Below are 24,634 nucleotides of genomic sequence, written 5' to 3'. Positions count from 1 at the left end.
GCCGGTACGAAAATTGGAACCGTCACCCTGAGGTGGCCGCTTCTTCAGCGGCCCTCGAAGGGCGACGGCCCGGCTGCCCGCTCGGCCGTGCATCCTTCGAGGCTCGACCCGCGATGCCTTGGCATCGCAAGCCTCGCACCTCCAGCGACGATGGCTTCGTCATTGCGCGGGGATGACGGGATTGGCAGGACCTCCCTAAAGCGCGTAGCCCAGATGAGCGTAGCGACATCCGGGAAGATTGCGAGCAGTCCCCGCATATCGCTTCGCTCATGCGGGCCACGACAGTTGAAGTTACGGCGCCAGGTACCGCAGCAGCTCCGGATTGCCGCGCACGTCATTCGCCTGTCCCTGCAGCGCGACGCGACCTCGATCAAGTACGTAGGCGTAGTCGGCGACGCGCAGGGCGAGGTCGAGGTGCTGCTCGACGATGATCACCGCAATGCTCTTGGCGAGCTCGATCAGGCGCTCGGTGATCTCCTCGATGACGCCGATCCAGACGCCTTCGGTCGGCTCGTCCAGCAGCAGCAGTTTTGGATCCCCCAGCATGGCGCGGCCGATGGCGAGCATCTTGCGCTCGCCGCCGGAGAGCGTGCCGGCGGGCTGGTCGAGGCGCTGGCCGAGCTTTGGGAAGATCGCCAGCACGCGGTCGACGGCATTGGCATCCTTGTTCGCGAGCGAGCCGACCGCGAGATTGTCGCGCACCGACAGGCGCGCGAACACCGAATGCTCCTGCGGGACGTAGCCGATGCCGGCGCGGACGCGCTCCTGGGTGGCGCGGCGGCTGATGTCGCGGCCGTCGAAGGCGAGCTCGCCCTTCCACGCCGGCAGCTCGCCGACGATGGTCTTCATCAGCGTGGTCTTGCCGGCGCCGTTGCGGCCGAGCACGGCGACGCCGCCGCGCCAGGGGATGCCGAGCGTGACGTCGAACAGGACCTGGCTGCGGCCATAGCCGGCGTCGAGATGCTTGATGTCCAAAAATTCAGGCACGGCGCAGATAGATCTCCTGGACGGATGTGTTGGCCTGGATCTCCGACACCGTGCCGGAGGCCAGCACCTTGCCCTGGTCGAGCACGGTGAGGCGGTCGCAGATGTCACGGATGAAATCGAGATCGTGCTCGACGATCACGAGCGAGCAATGCTTTTTGATCGGCTGCAGCAGTTCGCCGGTGACGCGGCGTTCCTCGAGGCTCATGCCGCCGGTGGGCTCGTCGAGCAGCAGCAGCTTCGGCTTGCCCGCCAGCGCCATCGCGATCTCCAGCCATTGCTGCTGGCCGTGCGACAGCGCGGCGGCGGCATCGAAGGCGCGGTCGGCGAGGCGGAATTGCGTCAGCATGGCCATGACCTGGTCGTGCAACGCGCCGCGGGTGCGCGAGAACACCAGGTCGAACAGCGAGGACTGCGCCTGCAGCGCGAGCAGGATGTTGTCGTAGAGCGTCAGCGACGGTAGCACCGACGTGATCTGGAATTTCAGGCTCATGCCGGCGCGCGCCCGCTCGGTCGGCGTGAACGCGGTGATGTCGGCGTTGACGAAGCTCACCCTGCCCTGCGTCGGTACCTCGGCGCCGGCAATGCACTTCATCAAGGTGCTCTTGCCGGAGCCGTTCGGGCCGATCAGGCCGTGAAACTCGTTCTCGCCGACGGTAAGCGCAGCGCCGTCGAGCGCGGTGAGCTTGCCGAAGACCTTCTTGATGCCGGCGGCTTCAAGGAGCATTGCGCTTCTCCTTGCGGGCCGCACCGAAGCTGCCGACCCGTTCGCGCTCGCCGAGCACGAAGCTGATGAGGCCCAGCGGCCGGAACAGGATCACCAGCAACAACAGCAATCCCAGAATGATCGGCCAGATGTCGCGGTAATTGTCCGAGAGCCAGAAGCTGACGCCCTCGACGATGACGGTGCCGATGACGGCGCCGATCAGCGTGCCGGAACCACCAAACAAAACGTAGAGCACCACCTGGGTGGAGACCACGACGCCCACCATGTTGGGCCACACAAAACCTTCGTGGAAGGCATAGAGGCTGCCGGCGAGACCTGCGATGGCGCCGCCGATCGCGAAGATGATCGCCTTGAGATGCTGCGCCTTGTAGCCGAAGAAGGCGATGCGCTGCTCGTTCTCGCGAAGGCCCGCGAGCGCAAGGCCGAATTGCGACCGCACCAGGAAGCGGCAGAGCAGATAGACCACGACGAGGATGCCGAGCACGAGATAGTAGAACGCCGGCCCTTCCGTGAACTCGTAGCCACCGAGCGACATCGGCGCGATCGAGGGAATGCCGTTCTGGCCGCCGAGATAATACCAGCCGCGCGCGAGCCGATCGGCGGCGTAGGAGCCGGTGAGCGTGCCGAGCGAGACGAAGATCACGCTGGAGGGATGCCGCCCCAGCAGCAGGAAGCCGCCGAGCAGAAGCGCGAAGGCGAGGCCGATCAGCGTGCCCGCCGGCAGCACCAGGAAGATGTTGGTGATGTCGAGGTCACGTGCGAGCAGCGCGACGCCGTAGCCGGCCGAGCCGAAGAACAGGGCCTGGCCGAAGCTCATGATGCCGGCGTAACCCCAGACCAGATCGAACGACAGCGCGAACAGCGCGAGGATGATCACGCGCGTCGCGAACACGGTGAGATAATCCTGCAGCACCAGCGGCGCGACGAGCGCGGCGATGAGCACCACGCCCTCAACGATCGGCAGGACCTTTCGCCCTGCCTTGACTTGGTCCCTGGCCTGCCCCGTTGCCACGCGTTCAGCCATCGCGTCGTCCGCTTCGTCGCCGGCGATGGCCTCTCTTACCACACTCATCGACTTCGGCATTCTGCCTCAGCATTCCTTGGGATCGACGAGGCCATTGCTGCGGGCGACGATCTCGTAATTCCCGCCCTTGGCGACGGCGGTGTACATCTTCATCTTGCAGTGCCGCTTACCCGGCACCATCTCGGCCGGTCCCCCGGGACCTTCGGCGATCTTGGCATGGTCGAGCGCGGCCGCGACCGACTCGCGGTCGATCTTGCCGGCTTCCTTGACCGCGGCTTCCCACAGCTTCAGGCCGCGATAGGTGCCGGTGGCGGCGCTGCCGGCGGCGAACAGGAAGTTGCCCGGAAAGTCCTTCTCATAGGCCGCCTGGATTTTTGCGTCGAACGGGCTCTCCTTGGTCAGCACCTTGAAATAGTCGAGGCAGCTCGCGAGCCCCTCGATCTCGGCGGCCTGGTTGATGTTGAGCGTGTTCTCGTCATAGTAGACGCAGGCGAGACGGCCGCCATTCTTGAGGAAGCCGGCTTCATAAAGCTGCTTGAAGAACGGGCCGACACCGGGCGGGATGACGGTGTTGAAAACGACGTCGACCTTGTTGGAGATGATGCGGTTGACGGTCGCGGAGAAGTCGACCTGGTCGAGCGGATAGTATTCCTCGAACACGACCTCGCCGCCGTTCGCCTCGATCACCTTGCGCGCATAGACGTTGAGCGTGTGCGGCCAGACATAGTTGGCGCTCGGCAGCGCGAACTTCTTGCCGCCGTTCTTGATCAGCCAGGGGATGAATTCGTCGCATTGCTGCGCCGGCGTCGGGCCGGTGCAGAACAGATAGGGCGTGCACTCCTTGCCCTCGTAGAGCTGCGGATAGATGTAGAGCGTCTTACCGCGCGCCACGATCGGGTCCTTGATCGCGTTGCGCATCGAGGAGGTGATGCCGCCCAGCACCATGTCCACCTTGTCGCGCTGGATCAGCTTGCGCACGTTGCCGACCGCGACCGATTCGTTCGACGCGGTGTCCTCGATATAGAGCTCGAGCGGACGGCCGAGCAGGCCGCCGGAATTGTTGATCTCCTTGATCACCATCTTGGCGACATTGGCATCGGCATTGCCGGCATAGGCGATCGGGCCGGTGAGGTCGGTGGCGATGCCGACCTTGATCGGCCCCTCAGCCGCATTCGCCCAGGGTGCCGGGACGACCCAGCTTCCGACGCCGGTTGCGACCGCGCCGGACGCGAAGGCCAGATTGGAGAGAAAGCGGCGGCGTGAAAGCTGAGTGCGATCGAACATGTGACTAAACCCCTTTTCCAGCGATGAGGCCCTGCGGGCGGAATTTGATGAAGACAATGGCGAGCACGAAGACGAGGACGTCGGCGACGACAGGCGCCATGACCCAGGGTAAAGCGGCGCTGAGCGTGCCGATGACGCCGGCGCCCGCGACCGGCCCGATGAAGGAGCCGACCCCGCCGACCATGACCGCGACGAAACCCTGGATGAGGAAGCGCAGGCCGAGATCGGCATAGAGGCTGAACACCGGCACGATCAGCGCACCGGCAAGGCCGGCGAGCGCAGAGCCGAATGCGAAAGTGGCGCCGTACATCAGGGGCGTCGAGATGCCCGAGGCGCGCGCCAGCGCGGGATTTTCCAGCGTGGCGCGCATGCGCAGGCCGAAGCTCGTGCGCGACAGCAGCAGATAGCAGCCGGCCATCACCAGCAGCGTGATGACGATGATGGTGAAGCGCCAGGCCGAGATGTGGATGGTGCCGAAATCGATGGAGCCGCCGATCGGCTCGGGCACGGTGAGATAGAAGCCGCCGATCAGCCCGCGCACGGCCTCGCGAATGATGAGACCGAGCGCGTAGGTGCCGAGCATGGCGACGATCGGCGCCGCATAGAAGCGGCGGATGATCAGCGCCTCGAGCACGAAGCCAAGCGCGCCGACCACGAAGGGCGCGGCGACCATGCCCGCCCAGATCGGCAGGCCCTTGGCGTAGGCGAGATAGGTGATGTAGGCCCCGAGCAGGACGAACTCGCCCTGCGCGAAGTTGAAGATGCCCATCATGCTGGCGATGATCCCGAGCCCCAGCACGATCAGGACGATGATCGCGCCGAAGCTCAGGATCTCGAACGCCGCGACGAACGCATTAGCCATTTGCCGTTCCGTCCGTCTTTATCGATATCCCGCTCACATCTTCTTCCAGTCGCCGATCTGCTCGAACGCATGGGCGGCGCGGTAGATGGTGGATTCCTCGAACATGCGCCCGACCAGCATCAGGCCGACCGGCAGGCCGTCGACCATGCCGCAGGGCAGCGACATCGCGGGATGGTGGGTGATGTCGAACGGCGCGGTGTTGGAGATCATCTCGAGTGCTCGGGCGACGTATTCCTCGCGGCTGGCATTGGGCTCAGGCAGCTTGGTCGCCTTCATCGGCGTGGTCGGCATCAGCAGCAGGTCGTAGTCGCCGAACGCCTTGTCGTAGGCCGCAGTCAACCGACGGGAGATGTTGAGCGCCTTTCCGTAGAAGCGTGGACCGAAATTGTTGTTGATGTAGGTGCCGAGCATCATGAACAGCTTCGTGGTCTCGGACAGCGAGTCGGCCTGCCGGCGCCAGCCGCGATGGAAATCCATCAGCGAGGTCGAATAGAGATCGCCACGGCTGAGGCCGTAACCGTCGCCGAACATCATGGTCTGGGTCAGGCCTTCGGTGCCGATGGGGGTCCAGATCGCGCCGCCCAGCAGATGCATCGGGATCGACACCGTCTCGACGCTGGCTCCAAGATCCTTGAAGCGCTTTGCCGCCTCGCGCACGCTTTCATTCACCGCCGCCTCTGCGGTCGGCTGCTCGAAACCCTCCTTGACGATGCCGATCCTCATGCCCTTGACGCCCTGGCCGAGCGCCTTGGTGTACTCCTCGACCTTCGGAGCCTTGATACGTGGATCGTAGCCGTCGTCGCCGGCGAGCACTTCGAGCAGCAGCGCGTTGTCGGCAACCGTTGCGGTCATCGGGCCGGTATGATCGACATAGATCTCGATCGGCATGATCCCGGTATAGGGCACGAGTCCCCAGGTCGGCTTCATGCCGTAGATGCCGCAGAACGAGGACGGCATGCGGATCGAGCCGCCCTGATCGCCGCCGATTGCCATGTCGACCTCGCCGAGCGCGACCACGACGCCCGAGCCCGACGACGAGCCGCCGGCGGAGTACCCCATCTTGTGCGGATTGTGCACCGCCCCGAAGGAGCCGGTATGGCTGCCGCCGGACAGGCAGAAATGCTCGCAATGCACCTTGCCTTTGATCTCGGCGCCGGCATCCAGCATGCGCGTGACGATGGTGGCGTCGAAATCGGGCACATAGCCTTCCAGCGTCGACGAGCCGTTGGTCATGGGCACGCCGGCGAGCATGATGTTGTCCTTCAGCGCGACGGTCTTGCCCTTGAGCTTGCCGCTCGCCGCCCCCTTCACGGTGGACTTGCGATACCAGGCGTTGCGCGGGTTCTCTTCGGCCGAGGGCCGATAGCCCGGCGTGCGCGGATATTTCACTTCGGGCACCTCGTCCGGCATCGCGCCGACGAGATTGTAGGCCTCGATCGAGCCCTGCATCAGGCCGCGAAACGAGGCGACATCGTCGTCAGTGAGCGAAAGGCCGCACTGCTCGGCGACGCTGCGAAGCTGGGCGGTCGTGGGAAGGACAACTGTCACGGCGCTCTCCTGAAGTTTCTTGAGACAAGCATTGGGCGCAGCCGCCCGTGCACGACGCGCACGATCGGCCTCGCTGAAACATTCAAAACGGAAATATTTTCCTTTTCAAGTATTATTTTGAATCGAGGGCGCGCGCGGATCGTCGCGGGCGCGTCAGATCGGCTTGATCAGCTTGAAGTCGAGACCGTCGGCCACGGCGAGATGCATCGGCATGCGCGCGTGCCCGTTGCGGACGGTGACCTGACCGCGGGCGCCGCTATAGGAAATGTTGCGGCCGGCCGCGAGCATCGGCCCCATCGCGAGCGAACCGGCCTTGTTCGCGACAGCTTCGAGAAAGCGCATGCCTTCGTAGCTGGACTGCCCGACCGAGCCGATCGGCGGCGCATTCGGTCCGAACATCGCACGATAACGGCTCTGGAAATCGTCATTGGCGCGCGCGCCGGTGCCGGTGAAATAGCCCGAAGCGCAGTACATGTTCTCGCTGTTGTCGGCACCGATGCCGAGCAGCACGGTGTCGTCCATCGCGCCGGCCAGCCGCAGCGTGGTGGCGCCGAGGCCCCATTCGCCGAAGGCGCGATTGAAGGTGCTGCTGTCGGTGCCGATCAGCGAGATCAGCACGACGTCGGGCCGCGCGGCGCGGATGCGCGCCAGATGCGGTTCGTGATTGTCCTCGCCGAGCGGAACGAACTCCTCGCCGACGACATGACCGCCGGTTTCCCTGATGTAGTTCTTCACCGCGCGGTGCGACTGCCAGGGCCAGACATAGTCGCTGCCGATCAGGTACCAGCGCTGCGCCTTCTTGACGTCGGCCAGCCAGTGGATCGCCGGCCGGCTCTGCCAGCGCGGCGTCTCGCCGATCGCCATCACGCCGGGCGTGCGCTCGCCGCCCTCGTAGACCGGCGTGTAGATGTAGGGGATGCGATGACGCCTGGTGACGTCGCGGAGACCGACACGGACCGCGCTGGTGTGGAGGCCCACGATGAGATCGACCTCGTCGAAGGCGATGGCCTGCTCGGCGCGGTTCAGAACCTCGTCGAGCGGCCCGCCGGCGTCGTAGATCGACAGCTCGATCTCGCGGCCGAGGATGCCGCCGCGCTTGTTGATCTCGGCAACGGCGAGCTGCGCGCTGTTGGTGGCGCAGGGGCCCCATACCCCTGGCGATCCGGTGCAGCAGATGAATCCGCCGACGCGGAGCCTGTTGGTGCCGCGCCGCCTGAACAAGGCGTGGTCGCTCGGCGACAGCGCGCCGTCAGCCGCCGATGACGACAGATTCCTGAACAGCAAGGACGGCGGCAACGCCGGACCGCCGTGAGCCGGGAAGTTTACCGTCGCGCGCACGCCAACTCCTGTCTGGTGCCAGACTTGAAAGCCTATTGAGCAGGCGGCCGCGGCTTCCGCCCTTTTGTTGGGCAATCATCCTATTTTGAAAATATTGAATATTCAACAATTGAAGTGCATATAGATGCAGCATTGATTGCAAGACATTCACTCATTTGGGTCAAGACGAAGTCTTAGCCGTGGCAAAATCCAACGCTCCAATCACCGAACACCTCGCTTATCTGCTCGCGCAAGCCAACCGGGAGATCAACCGGCAGCTGGAACTCCGGTTGAGCAAGGAGGGCGTTCCGGTCGAGCAATGGCGCATCCTGAAAGTGCTGTCGGACGGCGACGGCCATTCGATGGGCGAGCTTGCGGACGCGGTGCTGCTCAACCATCCGACGCTGACCAAGATGATCGACCGCATGGTCTCGGACACGCTGGTCTATCGCGTGCAGGACCCCAACGACCGCCGCAAGGTTTTGATGTTCATCTCCGACCGCGGCAAGGTGCTGTGCAAGAGGCTCAACTCGCTCGCGGTGGACCAGGAGGAGCACATCCTGGAAAGCTACGGCGACAAGTCGACGAGCGAGCTGAAGCGGCTGCTGGAGAGCCTGATCGACAGCTCGAATTGAGCGGCGGTCCGGCGCGCGCCCTCGCAGATTCTCGATAGATTTTACGGCATGGGCCCCGCCGTTGCCGGGGGGCCCTGCAGCTTGTTGTGCGGGCATCGCTCCCATGACGTCCGTGCGGTTGACCGCGCGCACCGCAGCTTGCAGGTTGGACCGACCTCATCCCGCCGACACCCCACCCATGCTCAGCGTCACCAGCCTCTGGATTCCCTTCACGATCGTTGCCGCGCTCGGGCAGGTCGCGCGCAATGCGATGCAGCGCTCCCTGACGAAGCCGCTGGGGACCTGGGGCGCGACCAATATCCGCTTCCTGTTCGGCTTCCCGTTCTCGCTGCTGTTCCTAGGGGTGGTGCTGGTCGCGACCGGCGATCATATCGGCATGCCGCCGTCCGTGTTCTGGCCGTGGCTGCTGCTGGGCGCGCTCAGCCAGATCGTCGCGACCGGCCTGATGCTGCTGGCGATGAACGACCGCTCCTTCGTGGTGACGACGGCGTATCTGAAGACCGAGGCGATCCAGACCGCGATCTTCGGCTTCGTCTTCCTCGGCGATCACCTGACCTGGCTGAAGGTGCTGGCGATCGTGATCGCGACCGTCGGCGTCGTCATCACGGCGCTGCGGCCCGGCGGCGAGAAGAGCTTTGCCGAATTGAAGCCGACCATCACCGGCCTCGTCGCGGCCGCGGCCTTCGCGCTGTCTGCCGTCGGCTTCCGCGGCGCCATCATCACGGTGCCTGATGTCTCGTTCGTGACGGCGTCGTCGTTCACGCTGGTGCTCGGCCTGTTCGTGCAGACGCTGGTGCTGACGATCTACCTGCTGCTGCGTGCGCCGGACGTGCTGCGCGGCATCCTCGGGATGTGGCGGCCCTCGATGCTGGCGGGCTTCACCGGTGCCTTCGCCTCGCAGTTCTGGTTTCTGGCGTTCGCGCTGACGGCGGCCGCCAATGTCCGCACACTCGCGCTGATCGAGGTGCTGTTCGCGCAAGGCGTTGCCTACTACTCGTTCAAGCAGCCGATCGCGCCGCGCGAGATTCTTGGCATCGCGCTGATCGTGGTCGGCGTGGCGGTCTTAGTGGGAGTCTAAAGAGCGCGGTTCGCTGCCCAGAGCGGCGCGCGCCTTGGCTCGACCTGCATAGGCTGGCGTCATGTTCGGGTCGCGCCGAATTGCTTCGTTGAAGTCCTTCATTGATTGGTCGTAGCGCTGTGCCTGCAAATGCGCTTCGGCGCGATTCGCATAGGCCAAGGCGTCATCAGGCGCAAGTCTGATAGACTCATCGTAATCTGCGATCGCCCTGTCGAACTCTTTGATTGACCTATATACGGCGCCGCGAGCAATGAATGCCTCGGGCCGCCTCGGATTGGAAGCGATGGCTTCGCTATAGCCGGCGATCGCCCGTTCCGCATTGCCTGTAAAGTAGTGGTGGTGTGCACGGCAAATCAAAGAAGGGTATTTTTCCGTATCCAGACGGACGGATTCTTCGAGATCGGATATTGCTCGAGGCACGTCACCTAGCTCCCGGTAGGCGATTGCCCGGTTACAATATGCGAGCGATTTATGCGCGGGTGCTACGTCAAGCGTATCTATCAGGCTGTTGCAAGATTCGATGCGTCGATCGATTGTCGTGGATTGCTTCCCGGAGCACCACAGCCATTTTTGCGAAGTTGTCTGTGCATGGCTCGCGGCGCCAATCACACAGATGCTGAAGACAGCACAAACCGATTTCCTGCCCAGACTGACCAGCAAAGCCCCCTCCGTCGCAGCCATTCGACTGCAGCGCGAAGAGTGAAGCAAGTGAAACTTTCAGGTCAGTCGGCAGTCGAACGGGGTGCCGCCGTTCGCGGCTGATCGGCTCTTAATTCCGGTCTTCCGGCAGGGTCGGCAGCGGCGAGACCTCGATGCCTTCGTCGATCAGCGACTTCGCCTCTTCCGGCGAGGCCTCGCCGTAGATCGGACGGTGCTCCTTGTCGCCGTAATGCATGGCGCGGGCTTCGTTGGCGAAGCGCTCGCCGACATTGTCGGCGTTCTTGACGATGTGATCGCGCAGCTCCTTGAGCTTGGTGCGGAGCTCGCGCTCCTGCGCCATCAAGAGCGAGGTCGGTCCTGACGGCGCAGCCTCGGGCGCCGGCGTCGAAGCCGGTTCCGGGGGCGGCGTCGCGCGGCCGCGCCCCTTCTTGCCGACGATGCGCGGGGCCATGATCGCCTTGTCGACCTTGGCCGAGCCGCAGATCGGGCAGGTCACCAGCTTGCGCTTCACCTGCGACTCATAGGCCGACGAGCTCTGGAACCAGCTTTCGAACTCGTGGCTGCGGTCGCAGTGAAGTGCGTAGCGGATCATGCCGAGCCCCGCACGAGATGCAGATGGTCCGGCCCCGCCTTGGGGTCGGCGACGCCGAAGCGGCGGCCGTGCTGGAGCGAGGGGATAGCGCGGCGCGCCGTCTCGACCTTGGCCGGATCGATCTTCGCCATGATGATGCCGGGCTCGACGTCACCCTCGGCGAGGATTTCGCCCCAGGGGTCGATGATCAGCGAATGGCCATAGGTCTCGCGCTTGTTCTCGTGGGTGCCGGCCTGGGCAGCGGCGAAGATGAAGCAGCCGGTCTCGATCGCGCGCGCGCGCAGCAGCACGTGCCAATGCGCTTCGCCGGTCTTGCGGGTGAAGGCGGAGGGCACGGTGATGAAATAGGCGCCGCTCTCGGCCAGCGCGCGGTACAGCGCGGGGAAGCGCACGTCGTAGCAGATCGTGAGGCCCACCCGGCCCCAGGGCAGGTCGGAGATCACGGCGGTCTCGCCCGGCTGGTAATTCGCGGATTCGCGATAGCTCTCGCCGTCCGGCAGCTCGATGTCGAACATGTGGATCTTGTCGTAGCTCGCGAGCACATTGCCCTCGGGCCCGATCAGGAAGGAGCGGTTGACCGCCTTCTCCTCGGAGAAGCGCAGCGCCAGCGAGCCGACATGGATGTGGATCTTCAGCTCCGCGGCGAGCGCGCGATACGCCTTCAGCGAGGCGTCGTCCTCTTCGCTCTGCAGATGCTCGAACAGCGCCTTGCGGTTCAGCTGCATCATGTTGCTGACTTCGGGCGTCTGCACGTAGTCGGCGCCGTTGGCGGCGGCCTGGCGGATCAGCCTGGTGGCCTGCGCAAGGCTCGGCTCCGGCAGCAGGCCGGTGCGCATCTGCACCATGGCGGCGGTGAAGGTCCTGTTCTCGCTCATGAGACTGCCTTGACGCTTTCGAGTAGGCCGTCGAGCTTGCCTTCGCGATCGAGCGCGTAGAGATCGTCGCAGCCGCCGATATGGGTTCCGCCGATCCAGATCTGCGGGAAGGTCGAGCCTTCGCCGGCGCGGTCATACATTTCGTCGCGCCAGGACGGGTCCTTGGCGACGTCGAACTCGGTGAAGGTCGCCTTCTTGCGGGTCAGCAGCGATTTGGCGGCGGAACAATAGCCGCACCCGGGCCTGGTGTAGATTTCGACGGCAGTGGTCATGTCGTCCAACGCTCTCATGTCATGAATTCATTGAATTATATGGGACTTCACCTGACCTCCACAACCCGGGCGAAGACCAGCACGTCGACCTGGGCCGCCTTGGCGCGCAGCAGGGCCCGCGCGCAGGCATCCAGCGTCGCGCCCGAGGTCAGGACGTCGTCGACGAGGACGATGCGGCGGCCCTGGACCTCAGCCTGACGGTCGGGGGATACCTGGAATGCGCCCTGCACATTGGTGGCGCGCTGCGCCCGCGACAGGCCGATCTGCTGCTCGGTGGCGCGCACCCGCCGCAGCACCTCGCCCCGGACCCTCACGCCGCTCTGCCGCTCGATCACGCGCGCCAGTGCGCCGGACTGGTTGTAGCGGCGGCGCCAGGCCCGCCGCCAATGCAGCGGCACCGGCACCAGCATGTCGGCCCCATTGAGCAGCTCGCCGCCCGCCCGCGCCATCCAGCGGCCCATGGCGGGCGCGAGATCGGTGCGGTCCTGGTATTTCAGCGCATGCACCAGCGTGCGCGCGACATCGTCGTAACGCACCGCCGCCCGTGCGCGCTGGTAGGCCGGCGGGCTCGCGATCGCCTCCATCGACAGCATGTCGGGGCCGGGGTCATAGACAAAGGGAATGCCGAGCCGCGGGCAATAGGGCCGCTCGATGAACGACAGCCGCGCCCAGCACGAAGCGCAAACGCCCTCCCCGTCCACCGGATCGCGGCACGACACGCACAGCGTCGGCAGCGCGACGTCGAGCGCCAGCCGCGCCGCGCGCGCCAGCACATGGCGGCCGGCCGTCCACGCCGCGCGCAGCGGTGCGGCGATCGAGCGGGTCGGGGCGGCGTCGGCTTCCATGAGGGCAGGCTAGCGGTCCGCTTACGAGGGCTCAAGCCACGCTCTCGTGCCCCGGACGCAGCGCAGCGCCCCCGGCGATGCGCTGCAGAGCCGGGGCTCATGTCGCCGCATTGTACCGTGCCGCCTTCTGGGTCCCGGCTCTGCGCAGCAGCGCTAAGAGCGCTGCAGCGCGTCCGGGACACGCGAGAGGAGATTGCAATGACAGCCATGATCAGCGTAACCAGCGGCATGGCTCAGACCCCGCAGATCCCGCCTGCCCTGTTCGATCGCGCCTTGCTGCATGCGCGGCAGCGGCGTGCGCTGGTGCAGGGTGCCGTGAGCTTCCTGCTCGACCGGGTCGCCGAGGACATGTCCGACCGGCTGGCTGCGGTGATGCGCGAGTTTCACGCGCCGGCCGATCTCTGGACGCCCGGCGATGGGCTGGCGGGATTGCGCGCGCGGCTTCCTTCCATCTCGCACATCGCACTCGATGCGGCCGGTGCGGAAACACTGCCCCTCGCGCCCGAGAGCCTCGATCTCGTCGTCTCGGCGCTGGCGCTGCAGTTCGTCAACGATTTGCCGGGCGTGTTCGCGCAAATCCGGCGGGCGCTGAAGCCGGACGGCCTGCTGCTGGCCGCGATGATCGGCGGCGACAGCCTGACCGAGCTACGACAGGCCTTTGCCGCGGCGGAAGCCGAATGCGAAGGCGGCGTATCGCCGCGCGTGGCGCCGTTCGCCGATTTGCGCGACATCGGCGCGCTGCTGCAGCGGGCGGGATTCGCGCTGCCGGTGACCGACGTCGACCGCGTCGTGGTGCGCTATGGCAATGCGTTCGCGCTGATGCAGGATCTCCGCCGCATGGGCGCGTCCAACATGCTGATCGAGCGGCGCCGCACGCCGACGCGTCGCGCGACGATGCTGCGCATGGCCGAGATCTATGCCGAACGCTTTGCCGATGCCGACGGCCGCATCCGTGCGACCTTCGACATCATCTGGCTGTCCGGCTGGGCGCCGCATGCGAGCCAGCAGCAGCCGCTCAAGCCGGGGTCGGCGAAAGCAAGCCTGGCGGAGGCGGTGAAGAAGGCGGGAGAGGCGTAAGTTCTCTCCTCCGTCATGGCCGGGCTTGTCCCGGCCATCCACGTCTTTCAGACTCGGCACGAAGATCGTGGATGCCCGGGACAAGCCCGGGCATGACGCCGAGAGTGCTGTGGCCCCCTCGGGCCTCACATCAGCAAATCGATCAGATGCGGGATCAGCGGGATGTCCGCGGGCGGCATCGGGTAGTCGCGCAGCTTGTTGGCGCGGACCCAGGCGAGGGTCTGGCCTTCGCGCGGCGTGACCGTGCCCTCCCAGCGCCGGCAGATGTAGAGCGGCATCAGGAGGTGAAACGTCTCGTAGCCGTAGCTGGCGAAGGTCAGCGGCGCCAGGCAGGGCTCGGCGACGGTGATGCCGAGCTCCTCATGCAGCTCGCGGATCAGGCTCTGCTCAGGCCGCTCGCCCGGCTCGAGCTTGCCGCCGGGAAATTCCCAGAGGCCCGCCAGCGACTTGCCTTCGGGACGCTGCGCGATCAGGACGCGCTTGTCGGCGTCGATCAGGGCGCAGGCCACCACCAGTGTCAGTTTGAGATCGGCCATGCGTGAATAGTTCGCTCGCTGAGGCTGGACCGCAACGGTTTGTTAACCCCGTGGCAGCCCGCGTTTCGATACCCCCATAAGTCATATTTAATCGAAGGTTCCTAGAGTGGAAACGATTCAACCATTCCGGGCTCGATCCATGCACGCCGCGATTTACGCCACGATGCGCCGCTTTGTCCGCGAGAAGCGCGGCAACGTCGCCGTGATCTTCGCATTGTGCTGCGTCCCCCTGATCACGGTGGTCGGCTGCGCGGTCGATTACTCCCGGGCGACGCAGGTCCGGTCCAAGCTCCAGGCCGCCGCCGATGCGGCTAGCGTCGGCTCGGTCGCCAAGGCATCGCCGGCCTTTATCGCCGCGGGCTCGATGACCGCGGACGGTGCGATCCCGGCCGGCGTCACCGACGCCAAGAACATCTTCAATGCCAACATCGCCAACCTGACCGGCTATACGCTCACGGCCATCACGCCGACCGTGGTCAAGAGCGGTTCGGCCGTGACCTCGACGGTGACGTTCAGCGCCAGCATCAACACCATGTTCCTCGGCGTGATCGGCAGGACCGCGCTGAACATGAGCGGGACCTCGACCGCGACGGCGACCATGCCGCTCTACATCGACTTCTACCTGCTGCTGGACAATTCTCCGTCGATGGGCGTCGCTGCGACGCCGGCGGACGTCACCAAGATGGTCAACAACACGTCCGACAAATGCGCCTTCGCCTGTCACGACTACAACGACTCGAACAACTACTACAATCTCGCCAAGACGCTCGGCGTGACGACGCGGATCGACGTGCTGCGCAGCGCGACCCAGTCGCTGATGGACACGGCGAGCGCCACCGAGACCTATTCGAACCAGTTCCGCATGGCGATCTACGATTTCGGCGCCTCGTCGAAGACCATCGGCCTGCGCGCGCTGTTCTCGCTGTCGGCCAGCCTGTCGAGCGCCAAGACGGCGGCGGGCGGCATCGACCTGATGGGCGTCTACGGCAACAACGATTCCTACACCGCCGACAAGGACACCCAGTTCAGCACGGTCTTCCCCGCGATCAACAGCGCGATCACCGCGCCGGGTGCAGGCACCTCGGCCGCGCCGATGAAATATCTGTTCTTCGTCTCCGACGGCGTCGCCGACGAGTACAACACCGGCTGCGCCAAGCCGCTCGTCAGCGGTGGACGCTGCCAGTCGCCGATCGACGTCTCGCTCTGCACCACCATCAAGAACCGCGGCATCAAGATCGCGGTGCTCTACACCACCTATCTGCAGCTGCCGACCAATTCCTGGTACATGAGCTACATCGATCCCTTCAACAAGGGACCGTTCGGCCCCTCGCCGAACAGCGAGATCGCGCAGAACATGCAGAGCTGCGCCTCGTCGGGGCTGTATTTCGAGGTGAGCCCGACGCAGGGCATCTCGGACGCCATGAACGCGCTGTTCAAGAAGGCGGTGGCCGACGCAAGGATTTCGGGGTGAGTGTTCACCTCTCCCCGCTTGCGGGGAGAGGTCGGATTGCGCCCGGCGATGCGAAGCATCGTCCGAAACAATCCGGGTGAGGGGGTACAGGTCTCACGGCGATCTCATCCGTAGAGAGGCCCCTCACCCCAACCCTATCAGCGCGAGCGAAGCTCGTCGCGGCCCCGTAAGAACGGGGCGAGGGAGAAGACTCAGGACCTGTAATCCCCGTTGATCGCGACATACTCCTTGGTGAGGTCGCAGGTCATGACGCGGTCGCGGCCCTTGCCGAGGCCGAGCGAGACCTTGATCGCGATCTCCGGCGCCTTCATTGCTTCCGACACCTGCGCCTCGTCATAGGACGGGTCGCGCGCGCCGCTCTTGGCGACGCGGATGCCGTTGAAGGAGATCGAGAGCTTGTCGCGATCGGCCGGCTCGCCGGCCTTGCCGACGGCCATCACCACGCGGCCCCAATTGGCGTCCTCGCCGGCGATCGCGGTCTTGACCAGCGGCGAGTTGGCAATCGACATCGCGATCTTGCGCGCCGAGGCCTTGGTCTTGGCGCCTTCGACGGTGATCTCGACCAGCTTGCGCGCGCCTTCGCCGTCGCGGGCGACCTGCTCGGCGAGGTTGGCGAGCACCTGGTTGAAGGCCTTTACGAAAGCCTTCAGGCGGGGATCGCTGGCCCGGCTGATCTTCGGAGCGCCGTGCGCGGCGGCGGCGCCGGTGGCGAAGGCCAGCAGCGTGTCCGAGGTCGAGGTGTCGCCGTCGATCGTCACCGCATTGAAGGTGTCCTCGACGCCGGCCTTGAGCAGCGCCTGCAGCGCGGCCGGCGCGATCGGGGCATCGGTGAAGATGAAGGACAGCATCGTCGCCATATCAGGCGCGATCATGCCCGCGCCCTTGGCCATGCCGTTGATGGTGACCTTGGCCTTGCCGAGCTTGACGGTCGCGGTCGCGACCTTCGGGAAGGTGTCGGTGGTCATGATCGCCTTGGCGGCGGCAAGGTAGTCGCCTGCTTCCGCGGTCTCGGCGAGGCGGCCCAGCACGCCGTCGAACTTGGTCGCGTCCAGCGGCTCGCCGATCACGCCGGTCGAGGCCAGGAAGATCTCGCTCTCGCTGCAGCCGACGGCCTTGGCCGCGATCTTGGCGGTCAGCGCCGTGGACGCGCGCCCGGTCTTGCCGGTGAAGGCGTTGGCATTGCCGGAATTGACCACCAGCGCGCGCGCCTTGCCGCCCTTCAGTTTTGCACGGCACCATTCGACCGGAGCGGACGGGCACTTCGACTTGGTGAAGACACCGGCGACCGCGGTGCCCTTGTCCATCACCGCCAGCAGCACGTCGGTGCGGTTCTTGTAGCGGATGCCGGCCTCGGCGGTCGCAAGACGGATGCCCGCGATGACGGGCATGTCGGGAACGTTCTTTGGGGCGAGCGGGGAGACGGTTGAGGACATCGCGGGGCTTCCGGTAACGGGGGCGGGAGGCGCTTCCTATCATCTCACTCGGTGGATTGGGAGAGGCGCACCGCATACACCCCGTCGTCCTGGCGAAAGCCAGGACCCATACGCCGCAGCAAGAGTTGGTTTGCGCGGGTGGCGATTGCCTTCGTGAACAATTGATGACGGTGGTAATGGGTCCTGGCTTTCGCCAGGACGACGGCTGCATTTGCAGCGCCCGTCCACGCCAAAACGCAAATGGCCGGGACATGCCCGGCCATCGCAACATCGAAATGTCTTCGCGGTCTTACTTCTTGGCGGGAGGCGCCATCTTGCTGTCGGAGGGCTTCGCCGCGTCGGCCGGCTTAGCATCCGACTTGGCATCCGCCGCCGGCTGGTCCAGCCGCTCGACCTTGGCCTCGGCGCGCAGCTTGGCGACATAGTCGGCCTGGGCCTTGCGGGTGACGTAGTTCTCGATCTGGGCCTTGACCTGCTCGAAGTCCGGCGCCTTGCGGCTGCGCTTTTCCTCGACCTTGATGATGTGCCAGCCGAACTGCGACTTCACGGGGTCGGAGATCTTGCCCGGCTCCAGCGCGAACGCCACGGCCGAGAACTCCGGCACCATCTGCTCCTTGGTGAAGAAGCCGAGGTCGCCGCCGTCCGCGGAGCCCGGATCCTTGGACTTCTTCTTGGCGAGTTCGGCGAAATCGGCGCCCTTGTCGAGCTCGGCCTTCACCGCCTTGGCCTCGTCCTCGGTCTCGACCAGGATGTGGCGGGCGCGCACTTCCTGCTCGCCGGTGATCTGCTTGGAGGCCTCCTCGTAGACCTTCTTCATGGCGTCCGGGGTGGTGGCGGCCTTGCCTTCCTGGGCCAGCAGGCTGTCCATCAGCAGGCGGGTACGGGCGAACGCCAGGCGCTTCTTGAACTCCTCGCTGTCGGCGACCTTCTTGTCCTCGGCGGCCTTGCCGACGATCTTCATGTCGATCAGGAACGACAGGACGTTCTCATCCTTGGTCGCGGGGTCCATCTGGGCGAGGCTCGGTCCGAGTTCCTCCTCGGCCAGGGCCACATCGCTCTTCTTGATCTCGGCGCCATTGACCTTCGCCAGGATCGGATCGTCCGCAGCCCGGCCGGGACCCGCGATCAGCGCCAGCGCAAGGCAGCCCACGAGGGCGGTGGCGAGGCCGAAGCGCAGGCCGGTTTTGGTTACCGGGAACGAGGTGGTCATGGAAAATCCTTTTGTTGAAGCAGGGGGCTGCTCGAGCGGGGCGGACACTCGCCCAATTCAGGGGGGCTTGGCAACGCGAAAAGTCTGTCAAAATGATGAATTAGCCGCAATGCGCCCGCCGTTGACAAGGCCCTGACCGGGCCATATCTCTGCCCGGTCGCGACCATGGCGATGGCGTTTATTTTGCTGCGTTTTTGGCCGTTGAACCCAGACTTGCCCAATTCCCACCCATATGGCGGACGACCCCCGCAGTCCGGGCTCTGGCGCCATCAGGCGTCACGGTGAGTTGATAGGCAGGGGGGTGACAACTTCTTGGCTGCAACGCGGTTAATTCGCGAACACAGGAACTAGGCATGATCGGCGCGCTCGCCCGCAAGTTTTTCGGCTCCGCCAACGACCGGCGGGTGAAGGGATATCAGTCCCGCGTCAACGCGATCAACGCGCTGGAGGCAGAGGTCTCGAAGCTCTCCGACGAGGCGCTCAAGGCCCGCACCGTCGAGTTCAAGAAACAGCTCGCCGAGGGCAAGACGCTCGACGACCTCCTGGTCCCCGCCTTCGCCACGGTGCGCGAGGCCGCCAAGCGCACGCTCGGCCAGCGTCATTTCGACGTCCAGCTGATCGGCGGCATCGTGCTGCACGAGGGCGACATCGCCGAGATGAAGACCGGTGAAGGCAAGACGCTGGTCGCGACGCTGGCGGTCTATCTCAATGCGCTCGCCGGCAAGGGCGTCCACGTCGTCACCGTCAACGACTACCTCGCCCGCCGCGACTCCGGCTGGATGGGCCAGATCTACGGCTTCCTCGGCCTGACCACCGGCGTGATCGTGCATGGCCTGGACGATGCCGAGCGCAAGGCGGCCTATGCCTGCGACATCACCTACGGCACCAACAACGAATACGGCTTCGACTATCTTCGCGACAACATGAAGTATCGGCTCGAGGACATGGTCCAGCGGCCGCACTTCTACGCCATCGTCGACGAGGTCGACTCGATCCTGATCGACGAAGCGCGCACGCCGCTGATCATCTCCGGCCCGCTCGACGACCGCTCGGATTTCTACAACACCATCGACTCGTTCCTGCCCAAGCTCGACAAGACCGACTACGACGTCGACGAGAAGCAGCGCACGGTGACGCTCACCGAAGGCGGCATGGAAAAGATCGAGGGGCTGCTGCGCGATGCCGGCCAGCTCAAGGGTGAGTCGCTCTACGACGTCGAGAACGTCTCCGTCGTGCACCACATCAACCAGGCGCTGCGCGCCCACACGCTGTTCACGCGCGACAAGGACTACATCGTCCGCGACGACGAGGTCGTGATCATCGACGAGTTCACCGGCCGCATGATGGCCGGCCGGCGCTATTCGGAAGGCCTGCACCAGGCGCTGGAAGCCAAGGAGCACGTGACGGTTCAGCCCGAGAACCAGACGCTGGCCTCGATCACCTTCCAGAACTATTTCCGCATGTACGAAAAGCTCGCCGGCATGACCGGTACGGCGCTGACGGAAGCGGACGAACTGTTCGACATCTACAAGCTCGAGGTCGTGGAGATCCCGACCAATCTGTCGATCGCGCGTCTCGACGAGGACGACGAGGTCTATCGCACCCAGAACGAGAAATACGCCGCGATCCTCGCTGAGATCGAACGCGCCAATGCGCGGCTCCAGCCGGTGCTGGTCGGCACCGCCTCGATCGAGAAGTCGGAAGTGATCGCCGAATATCTCAAGAAGCACGGCTACCGGCAGATCGATTTCGGCAACGAGAATTCGATGCAGAAGCTGTACGCCGCGGCCCGCGCCGGCAAGCCGGCAAAGCTGTTCGCGGTGCTGAACGCGCGCTTCCACGAGCAGGAAGCCTATATCGTCGCCGAAGCCGGCGTCCCCGGCGCGATCACGATCGCGACCAACATGGCCGGCCGCGGCACCGACATCAAGCTCGGCGGCTCGCTCGAGATGCGCATCCAGCAGGAGACCGCCGGCATCGAGGACGAGGCCGAGAAGGCCAAGAAGATCGAGCAGATCAAGGCCGACATCGCGCATTTCCGCGACATCGTGCTGAAGGCCGAGGAAGAGGTCGAAATCGAGCCGGCGAAGGGTAGCAAGCCCGCCAAGACCGTGAAGAAGCCCGGCGGCCTCTACATCATGGGCTCCGAGCGCCACGAATCCCGCCGCATCGACAACCAGCTGCGCGGCCGTTCAGGCCGTCAGGGCGACCCCGGCCGCTCGAAGTTCTTCCTGTCGCTGGAAGACGATCTGATGCGCATCTTCGGCTCGGACCGTCTCGACAGCATGCTCCAGCGTCTCGGCCTGCAGGAAGGCGAGGCGATCATCCATCCCTGGATCAACAAGGCGCTCGAGAAGGCGCAGCAGAAGGTCGAGGCGCGCAACTTCGACATCCGCAAGAACCTCCTCAAGTTCGACAACGTCCAGAACGACCAGCGCAAGGTGATCTTCGACCAGCGCGTCGACCTGATGAAGGACGAGAGCGTCGCCGAGACCGTCACCGACATGCGCCACGCCTTCATCGACGACCTCGTCGCCAAGCACGTGCCCGAGCATGCCTATGCCGAGCAGTGGGACGTCGCCGGCCTGAAGGAAGAGCTGAAGCGCGTGCTCGACCTCGACCTGCCGGTCGAGGACTGGGCCAAGGAAGAGGGCATCGCCGACGAGGAGCTGCTCACGCGCATCGAGACCAAGGCCGACGAGCACATGGCGGCCAAGGTCGCGCAATGGGGTCCCGACGTGATGCGTTACGTCGAGAAGACCATCCTGCTGCAGACGCTCGACCATCTCTGGCGCGAGCATCTGATCATGCTCGACCATCTGCGCCAGGTCATCGGCCTGCGCGGCTACGGCCAGCGCGATCCGTTGCAGGAGTACAAGACCGAGGCCTTCAATCTCTTCCAGGAGATGAGCGCGCATCTGCGCGAGGCCGTCACGGCGCAGCTGATGCGCGTCGAGATCGTTCCGCCGGAGCAGGAAGCCCCCGTGCTGCCGCCGATGGAGGCGCACAAGTTCGACCCGAACACCGGCGAGGACGAGATGGCGGTCGCCAGCGTCTCGCTGGGGGCGCAGCCCACCGATGCGACGCTGCGCGATCCCAAGAACCCGGCGAGCTGGGGCAAGATCGGTCGCAACGAGGACTGCCCCTGCGGCTCGGGCAAGAAGTACAAGCACTGCCACGGGCGGTACGCCTAGCGGCTAGCTTATGACGCCGTGCCCCGCCTCGTGCGCAATCGCGCACCGGAGCGGGGCAACCGGCACGCCGCAACCTTTCCATTCAATCTGAAGCGATCGCCGCGCCGGATCGGCGCGTGCCTTGGTGTTTGTCTTGGCGCGTTCGCGGGAAGGACGGCGCCCCGGGATGTGACGGCTCGCGTGTCGCGCCGGAGCCTCACACCATCCCTTCGGCCACCACCATGTAGTTCACGTCCATGTCGGACGAGAGCGACCATCTGTCGGCGAAGGGGCTGTAAACGACGCCGGTCTGCTCGGTGATGACGAGGCGGTTGTCGAGCAGGTATTTGGTCAGCTCGTCGGGGGTGACGAACTTGTTCCACTCGTGGGTGCCGCGCGGCAGCCAGCGCAGCACGTATTCGGCACCGACGATGGCGAGCGCGAAGCTCTTCCAGTTCCGGTTCAGCGTCGAGACCACCATGAGCCCGTTCGGCTTCAGCATCGAGGCGCAGCGCTTGAGGAAAACGCCGACATCAACGACGTGCTCGACCACTTCCATCGCCAGCACGATGTCGAAGCGCTCGCGCGGGTCGATCTCCTCCACCGTGGTGCAGCGATAGTCGATCGACAGATGGCTCTTGTCGGCATGCAGCTTTGCCGCGGCGATGTTGCTCTGCGAGGGATCGACGCCGATCACCTGCGCGCCGAGGCGTGACAGCGGCTCGCACAACAGGCCGGCGCCGCAGCCGATGTCCAGCACGCGGAGGCCGCCGAGGCAGTTGAGGCTGCGCACGTTGCGCTCGAACTTGCGGCAGGCGGCGTCACGGATATAGCCGAGCCGCAGCGGGTTGATCCGGTGCAGCGGCGCCATCTTGCCCTTGGGATCCCACCACTCGGCCGAGAGTTTTGAGAATTTCGCGATCTCGGCGGCGTCGACGGTCGAGCCCGGCTGGGCGGCGGCGGAGAGGGAAGTGTTTTGCTGCATGCTCATGGTTAGGCGCGGTCCTACCGCGTGGTGATCGAACTACGGAAGGCGAGCGGCGAGGCGATGGTGGTGATCTTCTCGATCCCCTCGCCGACGCCGCGAATCGTCACATCGCCGTAGTTGAGAATACGTCCAAGAATCGACTGGTCGACGTCGACACTCTCGACCTTGTCCAGCGCCATTTCAAAGGTCCGGCGCTTGATGAACCCGGTCTTGTGCACAACCCGCAAATTGGTGACGTCGGTCTCGGTGGTGAAGCGATGGAACCAGCCCTTGATGGTCCAGAACAGGCCGGCCAGGGCGGCGGCGCCGGCGGCAGCCAGGGACAGCATCATGAGCCCATCGACCGTGCTCTGACGCGCCAGGACGAGAAAGGCCAGGGCCACGATCCAGGCCACAATGGCCGGGAAATAGAAGATCCAGTGCGCATTGGTCGAATACAGCACCCGCTCGCCGGGCTGCAGGATCTCGTCGATATAACGCGCCATGATCTCGGTTAACCCATACCCCAAGCCCGACGTTAGGTCCGACCCTCAAGCCCGACCGCACCCTGCCCCCGCAGGAACCCGCTTGCCCCCGGCCCCGCCGCTCTGTATACGCGCGGTCGGTGTCCACAGGCACGTCCGGTGCGGGTCACCATACTGATCCTTATGAGGGAATGCACGCGTCGTCATGAGCCGCCTCGTGATGAAATTCGGCGGCACATCCGTCGCCAACATCGAACGCATCCGCAACGTCGCACGCCATGTGAAGCGTGAGGTCGACGCCGGCCATGAAGTGGCCGTGGTCGTCTCGGCGATGTCGGGCAAGACCAACGAGCTGGTGGCCTGGTGCACCGAGGCCTCGCCCATGCACGACGCGCGCGAATACGACGCCGTCGTCGCCTCGGGCGAGCAGGTGACGTCAGGCCTGCTTGCCATCGTGCTGCAGGGCATGGGCATCCAGGCCCGCTCCTGGCAGGGCTGGCAGATCCCGATCAAGACCAGCGACGCCCATGCCTCGGCCCGGATCGAGGACATCGACGGCAGCGAGATCATCAAGCGCTTCCAGGAGCGCAAGGAGGTCGCCGTCATCGCCGGCTTCCAGGGCATCAACGCCGAGACGGGCCGCATCACCACGCTCGGCCGCGGCGGCTCCGACACCTCGGCCGTGGCCGTCGCCGCAGCCGTCAAGGCCGACCGCTGCGACATCTACACCGACGTCGATGGCGTCTACACCACCGACCCGCGAATCGTGCCAAAGGCCAAGAGGCTCGACAAGATCGCGTTCGAAGACATGCTGGAACTGGCCTCGCAGGGCGCCAAGGTGCTCCAGGTTCGTTCGGTGGAACTCGGCATGGTCCACAACATGCCGATCTTCGTCCGATCGAGCTTCGACAAGCCCGAGGACATCGACCCGCATGCCAACCAACCGCCCGGCACGCTGATCTGCGGCGAGGAGGAGATCATGGAAAACCACGTCGTCACCGGTATCGCCTTCTCGAAGGACGAGGCCCAGATCTCGGTACGCCAGATCGAGGACAAGCCGGGCGTTGCGGCCTCGATCTTCGGCCCGCTGGCCGAGGCCAACATCAACGTCGATATGATCGTGCAGAACGTCTCCGAGGACGGCAAGACCACCGACCTCACCTTCACGGTGCCGGCCGCCGACTACACCCGCGCCAAGGACACGATTACCGCCGCCAAGGCCAAGATCGGTTATGCACGGCTGGATACAGCCACCGACGTCGCCAAGATCTCGGTGATCGGCAGCGGCATGCGCAGCCATGCCGGCGTCGCCGCCCAGGCGTTCTCCGCCCTCGCGGGACGGAATATCAACATCCGGGCCATTACAACCTCCGAGATCAAATTCTCGGTTTTGATCGACACGGCTTACACCGAGCTTGCGGTGCGGACCCTGCACACGCTCTACGGCCTCGATCAGGCCTGAAGCGCGACCCTGGTCGCGCTTCACGTGGTTATCTGAGCATGGTCTTTCCGGAAAGCCGCTTCGCACGTTCCGGACCACGCCTAGGCTAATTTTCTCTTAGCGGTCGCAGCAAACGCG

Annotated in this window: 23 protein-coding genes; 6 read left to right on the top strand and 17 right to left on the bottom strand. The window is 65.0% G+C overall.

What is annotated here, in order from left to right; translation table 11 throughout:
- Window positions 1–291 precede the first annotated feature (291 nt).
- The 7 genes from A7X65_RS32090 to A7X65_RS32060 form a co-directional block, all read right to left on the bottom strand.
- The gene (locus A7X65_RS32090) at window positions 292–987 is read right to left on the bottom strand and encodes a branched-chain amino acid ABC transporter ATP-binding protein (RefSeq protein ID WP_063692873.1); all 696 of its coding nucleotides are present in this window, start codon (window positions 985–987) and stop codon (window positions 292–294) included.
- Window positions 980–1,711, bottom strand: coding sequence for an ABC transporter ATP-binding protein (locus A7X65_RS32085; protein ID WP_063692871.1), 732 nt, complete (start codon window positions 1,709–1,711; stop codon window positions 980–982). Before A7X65_RS32085 ends, A7X65_RS32090 begins: the two co-directional genes overlap by 8 nt.
- On the bottom strand, window positions 1,701–2,795 hold the full coding sequence (locus tag A7X65_RS32080; protein WP_063692869.1) for a branched-chain amino acid ABC transporter permease: 1,095 nt from the start codon (window positions 2,793–2,795) through the stop codon (window positions 1,701–1,703). The genes A7X65_RS32085 and A7X65_RS32080 overlap by 11 nt, the downstream gene beginning before the upstream one ends.
- Before the next feature lie 6 nt (window positions 2,796–2,801).
- Complete coding sequence (locus A7X65_RS32075; RefSeq protein ID WP_063692867.1) at window positions 2,802–4,019, bottom strand: substrate-binding protein; 1,218 nt, start codon at window positions 4,017–4,019, stop codon at window positions 2,802–2,804.
- A 4-nt stretch (window positions 4,020–4,023) separates the two neighbouring features.
- On the bottom strand, window positions 4,024–4,881 hold the full coding sequence (locus A7X65_RS32070) for a branched-chain amino acid ABC transporter permease (protein ID WP_063692866.1): 858 nt from the start codon (window positions 4,879–4,881) through the stop codon (window positions 4,024–4,026).
- A gap of 33 nt (window positions 4,882–4,914) precedes the next feature.
- Window positions 4,915–6,429, bottom strand: coding sequence for an amidase (locus tag A7X65_RS32065; RefSeq protein WP_063692865.1), 1,515 nt, complete (start codon window positions 6,427–6,429; stop codon window positions 4,915–4,917).
- 153 nt (window positions 6,430–6,582) lie between these two features.
- On the bottom strand, window positions 6,583–7,767 hold the full coding sequence (locus tag A7X65_RS32060; RefSeq protein WP_063692864.1) for a substrate-binding domain-containing protein: 1,185 nt from the start codon (window positions 7,765–7,767) through the stop codon (window positions 6,583–6,585).
- Window positions 7,768–7,946: 179 nt separating this feature from the next.
- Here A7X65_RS32060 and A7X65_RS32055 point away from each other — a divergent pair, with 179 nt between their 5' ends.
- Entirely contained in the window at window positions 7,947–8,381 is a 435-nt protein-coding gene (locus A7X65_RS32055; protein WP_063692863.1) for a MarR family winged helix-turn-helix transcriptional regulator, read from the top strand.
- Window positions 8,382–8,559: 178 nt separating this feature from the next.
- A complete protein-coding gene (locus A7X65_RS32050; protein ID WP_063692861.1) occupies window positions 8,560–9,459 on the top strand; it encodes an EamA family transporter in 900 nt (299 codons plus the stop codon).
- On the opposite strand, the gene A7X65_RS41055 is transcribed toward A7X65_RS32050, so the two are convergent.
- From A7X65_RS41055 to A7X65_RS32025, 5 genes are all read right to left on the bottom strand, one after another.
- Window positions 9,445–10,119, bottom strand: coding sequence for a tetratricopeptide repeat protein (locus A7X65_RS41055; protein ID WP_167358315.1), 675 nt, complete (start codon window positions 10,117–10,119; stop codon window positions 9,445–9,447). The genes A7X65_RS32050 and A7X65_RS41055 overlap by 15 nt on opposite strands.
- 109 nt (window positions 10,120–10,228) lie before the next feature.
- Window positions 10,229–10,711: a DUF1178 family protein gene (locus A7X65_RS32040; RefSeq protein WP_063692857.1), complete on the bottom strand. Its 483-nt coding sequence runs from the start codon at window positions 10,709–10,711 to the stop codon at window positions 10,229–10,231.
- Window positions 10,708–11,586: a carbon-nitrogen hydrolase family protein gene (locus A7X65_RS32035; RefSeq protein WP_063692856.1), complete on the bottom strand. Its 879-nt coding sequence runs from the start codon at window positions 11,584–11,586 to the stop codon at window positions 10,708–10,710. The genes A7X65_RS32040 and A7X65_RS32035 overlap by 4 nt, the downstream gene beginning before the upstream one ends.
- Window positions 11,583–11,858: a glutaredoxin 3 gene (gene grxC / locus A7X65_RS32030; protein WP_063693832.1), complete on the bottom strand. Its 276-nt coding sequence runs from the start codon at window positions 11,856–11,858 to the stop codon at window positions 11,583–11,585. The genes A7X65_RS32035 and grxC overlap by 4 nt, the downstream gene beginning before the upstream one ends.
- Window positions 11,859–11,905: 47 nt before the next feature.
- Window positions 11,906–12,703 (bottom strand): ComF family protein, encoded by a 798-nt coding sequence (locus tag A7X65_RS32025; RefSeq protein ID WP_063692854.1) that lies wholly within the window; start codon window positions 12,701–12,703, stop codon window positions 11,906–11,908.
- A 207-nt stretch (window positions 12,704–12,910) separates the two neighbouring features.
- Here A7X65_RS32025 and A7X65_RS32020 point away from each other — a divergent pair, with 207 nt between their 5' ends.
- Window positions 12,911–13,780, top strand: a complete 870-nt coding sequence (locus tag A7X65_RS32020; protein WP_208608638.1) for a methyltransferase domain-containing protein — start codon at window positions 12,911–12,913, stop codon at window positions 13,778–13,780.
- Between the two features lie 125 nt (window positions 13,781–13,905).
- Here the strand turns inward: A7X65_RS32020 and mutT are convergent, their stop codons facing one another.
- Complete coding sequence (gene mutT / locus A7X65_RS32015) at window positions 13,906–14,316, bottom strand: 8-oxo-dGTP diphosphatase MutT (RefSeq protein WP_063692852.1); 411 nt, start codon at window positions 14,314–14,316, stop codon at window positions 13,906–13,908.
- Between the two features lie 139 nt (window positions 14,317–14,455).
- Between mutT and A7X65_RS32010 the strand changes: the two genes are divergently transcribed.
- Window positions 14,456–15,787 (top strand): TadE/TadG family type IV pilus assembly protein, encoded by a 1,332-nt coding sequence (locus A7X65_RS32010; protein WP_063692851.1) that lies wholly within the window; start codon window positions 14,456–14,458, stop codon window positions 15,785–15,787.
- A gap of 191 nt (window positions 15,788–15,978) precedes the next feature.
- Here A7X65_RS32010 and argJ read toward each other — a convergent pair whose 3' ends face one another.
- Together argJ and A7X65_RS31995 are read right to left on the bottom strand one after the other, a co-directional pair.
- The gene (argJ, locus tag A7X65_RS32005; protein ID WP_063692850.1) at window positions 15,979–17,220 is read right to left on the bottom strand and encodes a bifunctional glutamate N-acetyltransferase/amino-acid acetyltransferase ArgJ; all 1,242 of its coding nucleotides are present in this window, start codon (window positions 17,218–17,220) and stop codon (window positions 15,979–15,981) included.
- Between the two features lie 289 nt (window positions 17,221–17,509).
- Window positions 17,510–18,430 (bottom strand): peptidylprolyl isomerase, encoded by a 921-nt coding sequence (locus A7X65_RS31995; RefSeq protein ID WP_063692847.1) that lies wholly within the window; start codon window positions 18,428–18,430, stop codon window positions 17,510–17,512.
- Window positions 18,431–18,783: 353 nt separating this feature from the next.
- Here A7X65_RS31995 and secA point away from each other — a divergent pair, with 353 nt between their 5' ends.
- Entirely contained in the window at window positions 18,784–21,624 is a 2,841-nt protein-coding gene (secA, locus tag A7X65_RS31990; protein WP_063692845.1) for a preprotein translocase subunit SecA, read from the top strand.
- A 196-nt stretch (window positions 21,625–21,820) separates the two neighbouring features.
- Here the strand turns inward: secA and ubiG are convergent, their stop codons facing one another.
- Both ubiG and A7X65_RS31980 read right to left on the bottom strand, forming a co-directional pair.
- Window positions 21,821–22,594: a bifunctional 2-polyprenyl-6-hydroxyphenol methylase/3-demethylubiquinol 3-O-methyltransferase UbiG gene (gene ubiG / locus A7X65_RS31985; protein WP_063692843.1), complete on the bottom strand. Its 774-nt coding sequence runs from the start codon at window positions 22,592–22,594 to the stop codon at window positions 21,821–21,823.
- A 14-nt stretch (window positions 22,595–22,608) separates the two neighbouring features.
- Window positions 22,609–23,076, bottom strand: coding sequence for a PH domain-containing protein (locus A7X65_RS31980; protein ID WP_063692841.1), 468 nt, complete (start codon window positions 23,074–23,076; stop codon window positions 22,609–22,611).
- Between the two features lie 184 nt (window positions 23,077–23,260).
- Here A7X65_RS31980 and A7X65_RS31975 point away from each other — a divergent pair, with 184 nt between their 5' ends.
- Window positions 23,261–24,517 (top strand): aspartate kinase, encoded by a 1,257-nt coding sequence (locus A7X65_RS31975; RefSeq protein WP_063692838.1) that lies wholly within the window; start codon window positions 23,261–23,263, stop codon window positions 24,515–24,517.
- Window positions 24,518–24,634: the final 117 nt, after the last annotated feature.

It is taken from the genome of Bradyrhizobium stylosanthis, from assembly GCF_001641335.1.
In the GTDB taxonomy this organism is placed as follows: Bacteria; Pseudomonadota; Alphaproteobacteria; order Rhizobiales; family Xanthobacteraceae; genus Bradyrhizobium; species Bradyrhizobium stylosanthis.
This window is presented reverse-complemented; position numbering and strand designations above follow the sequence as displayed.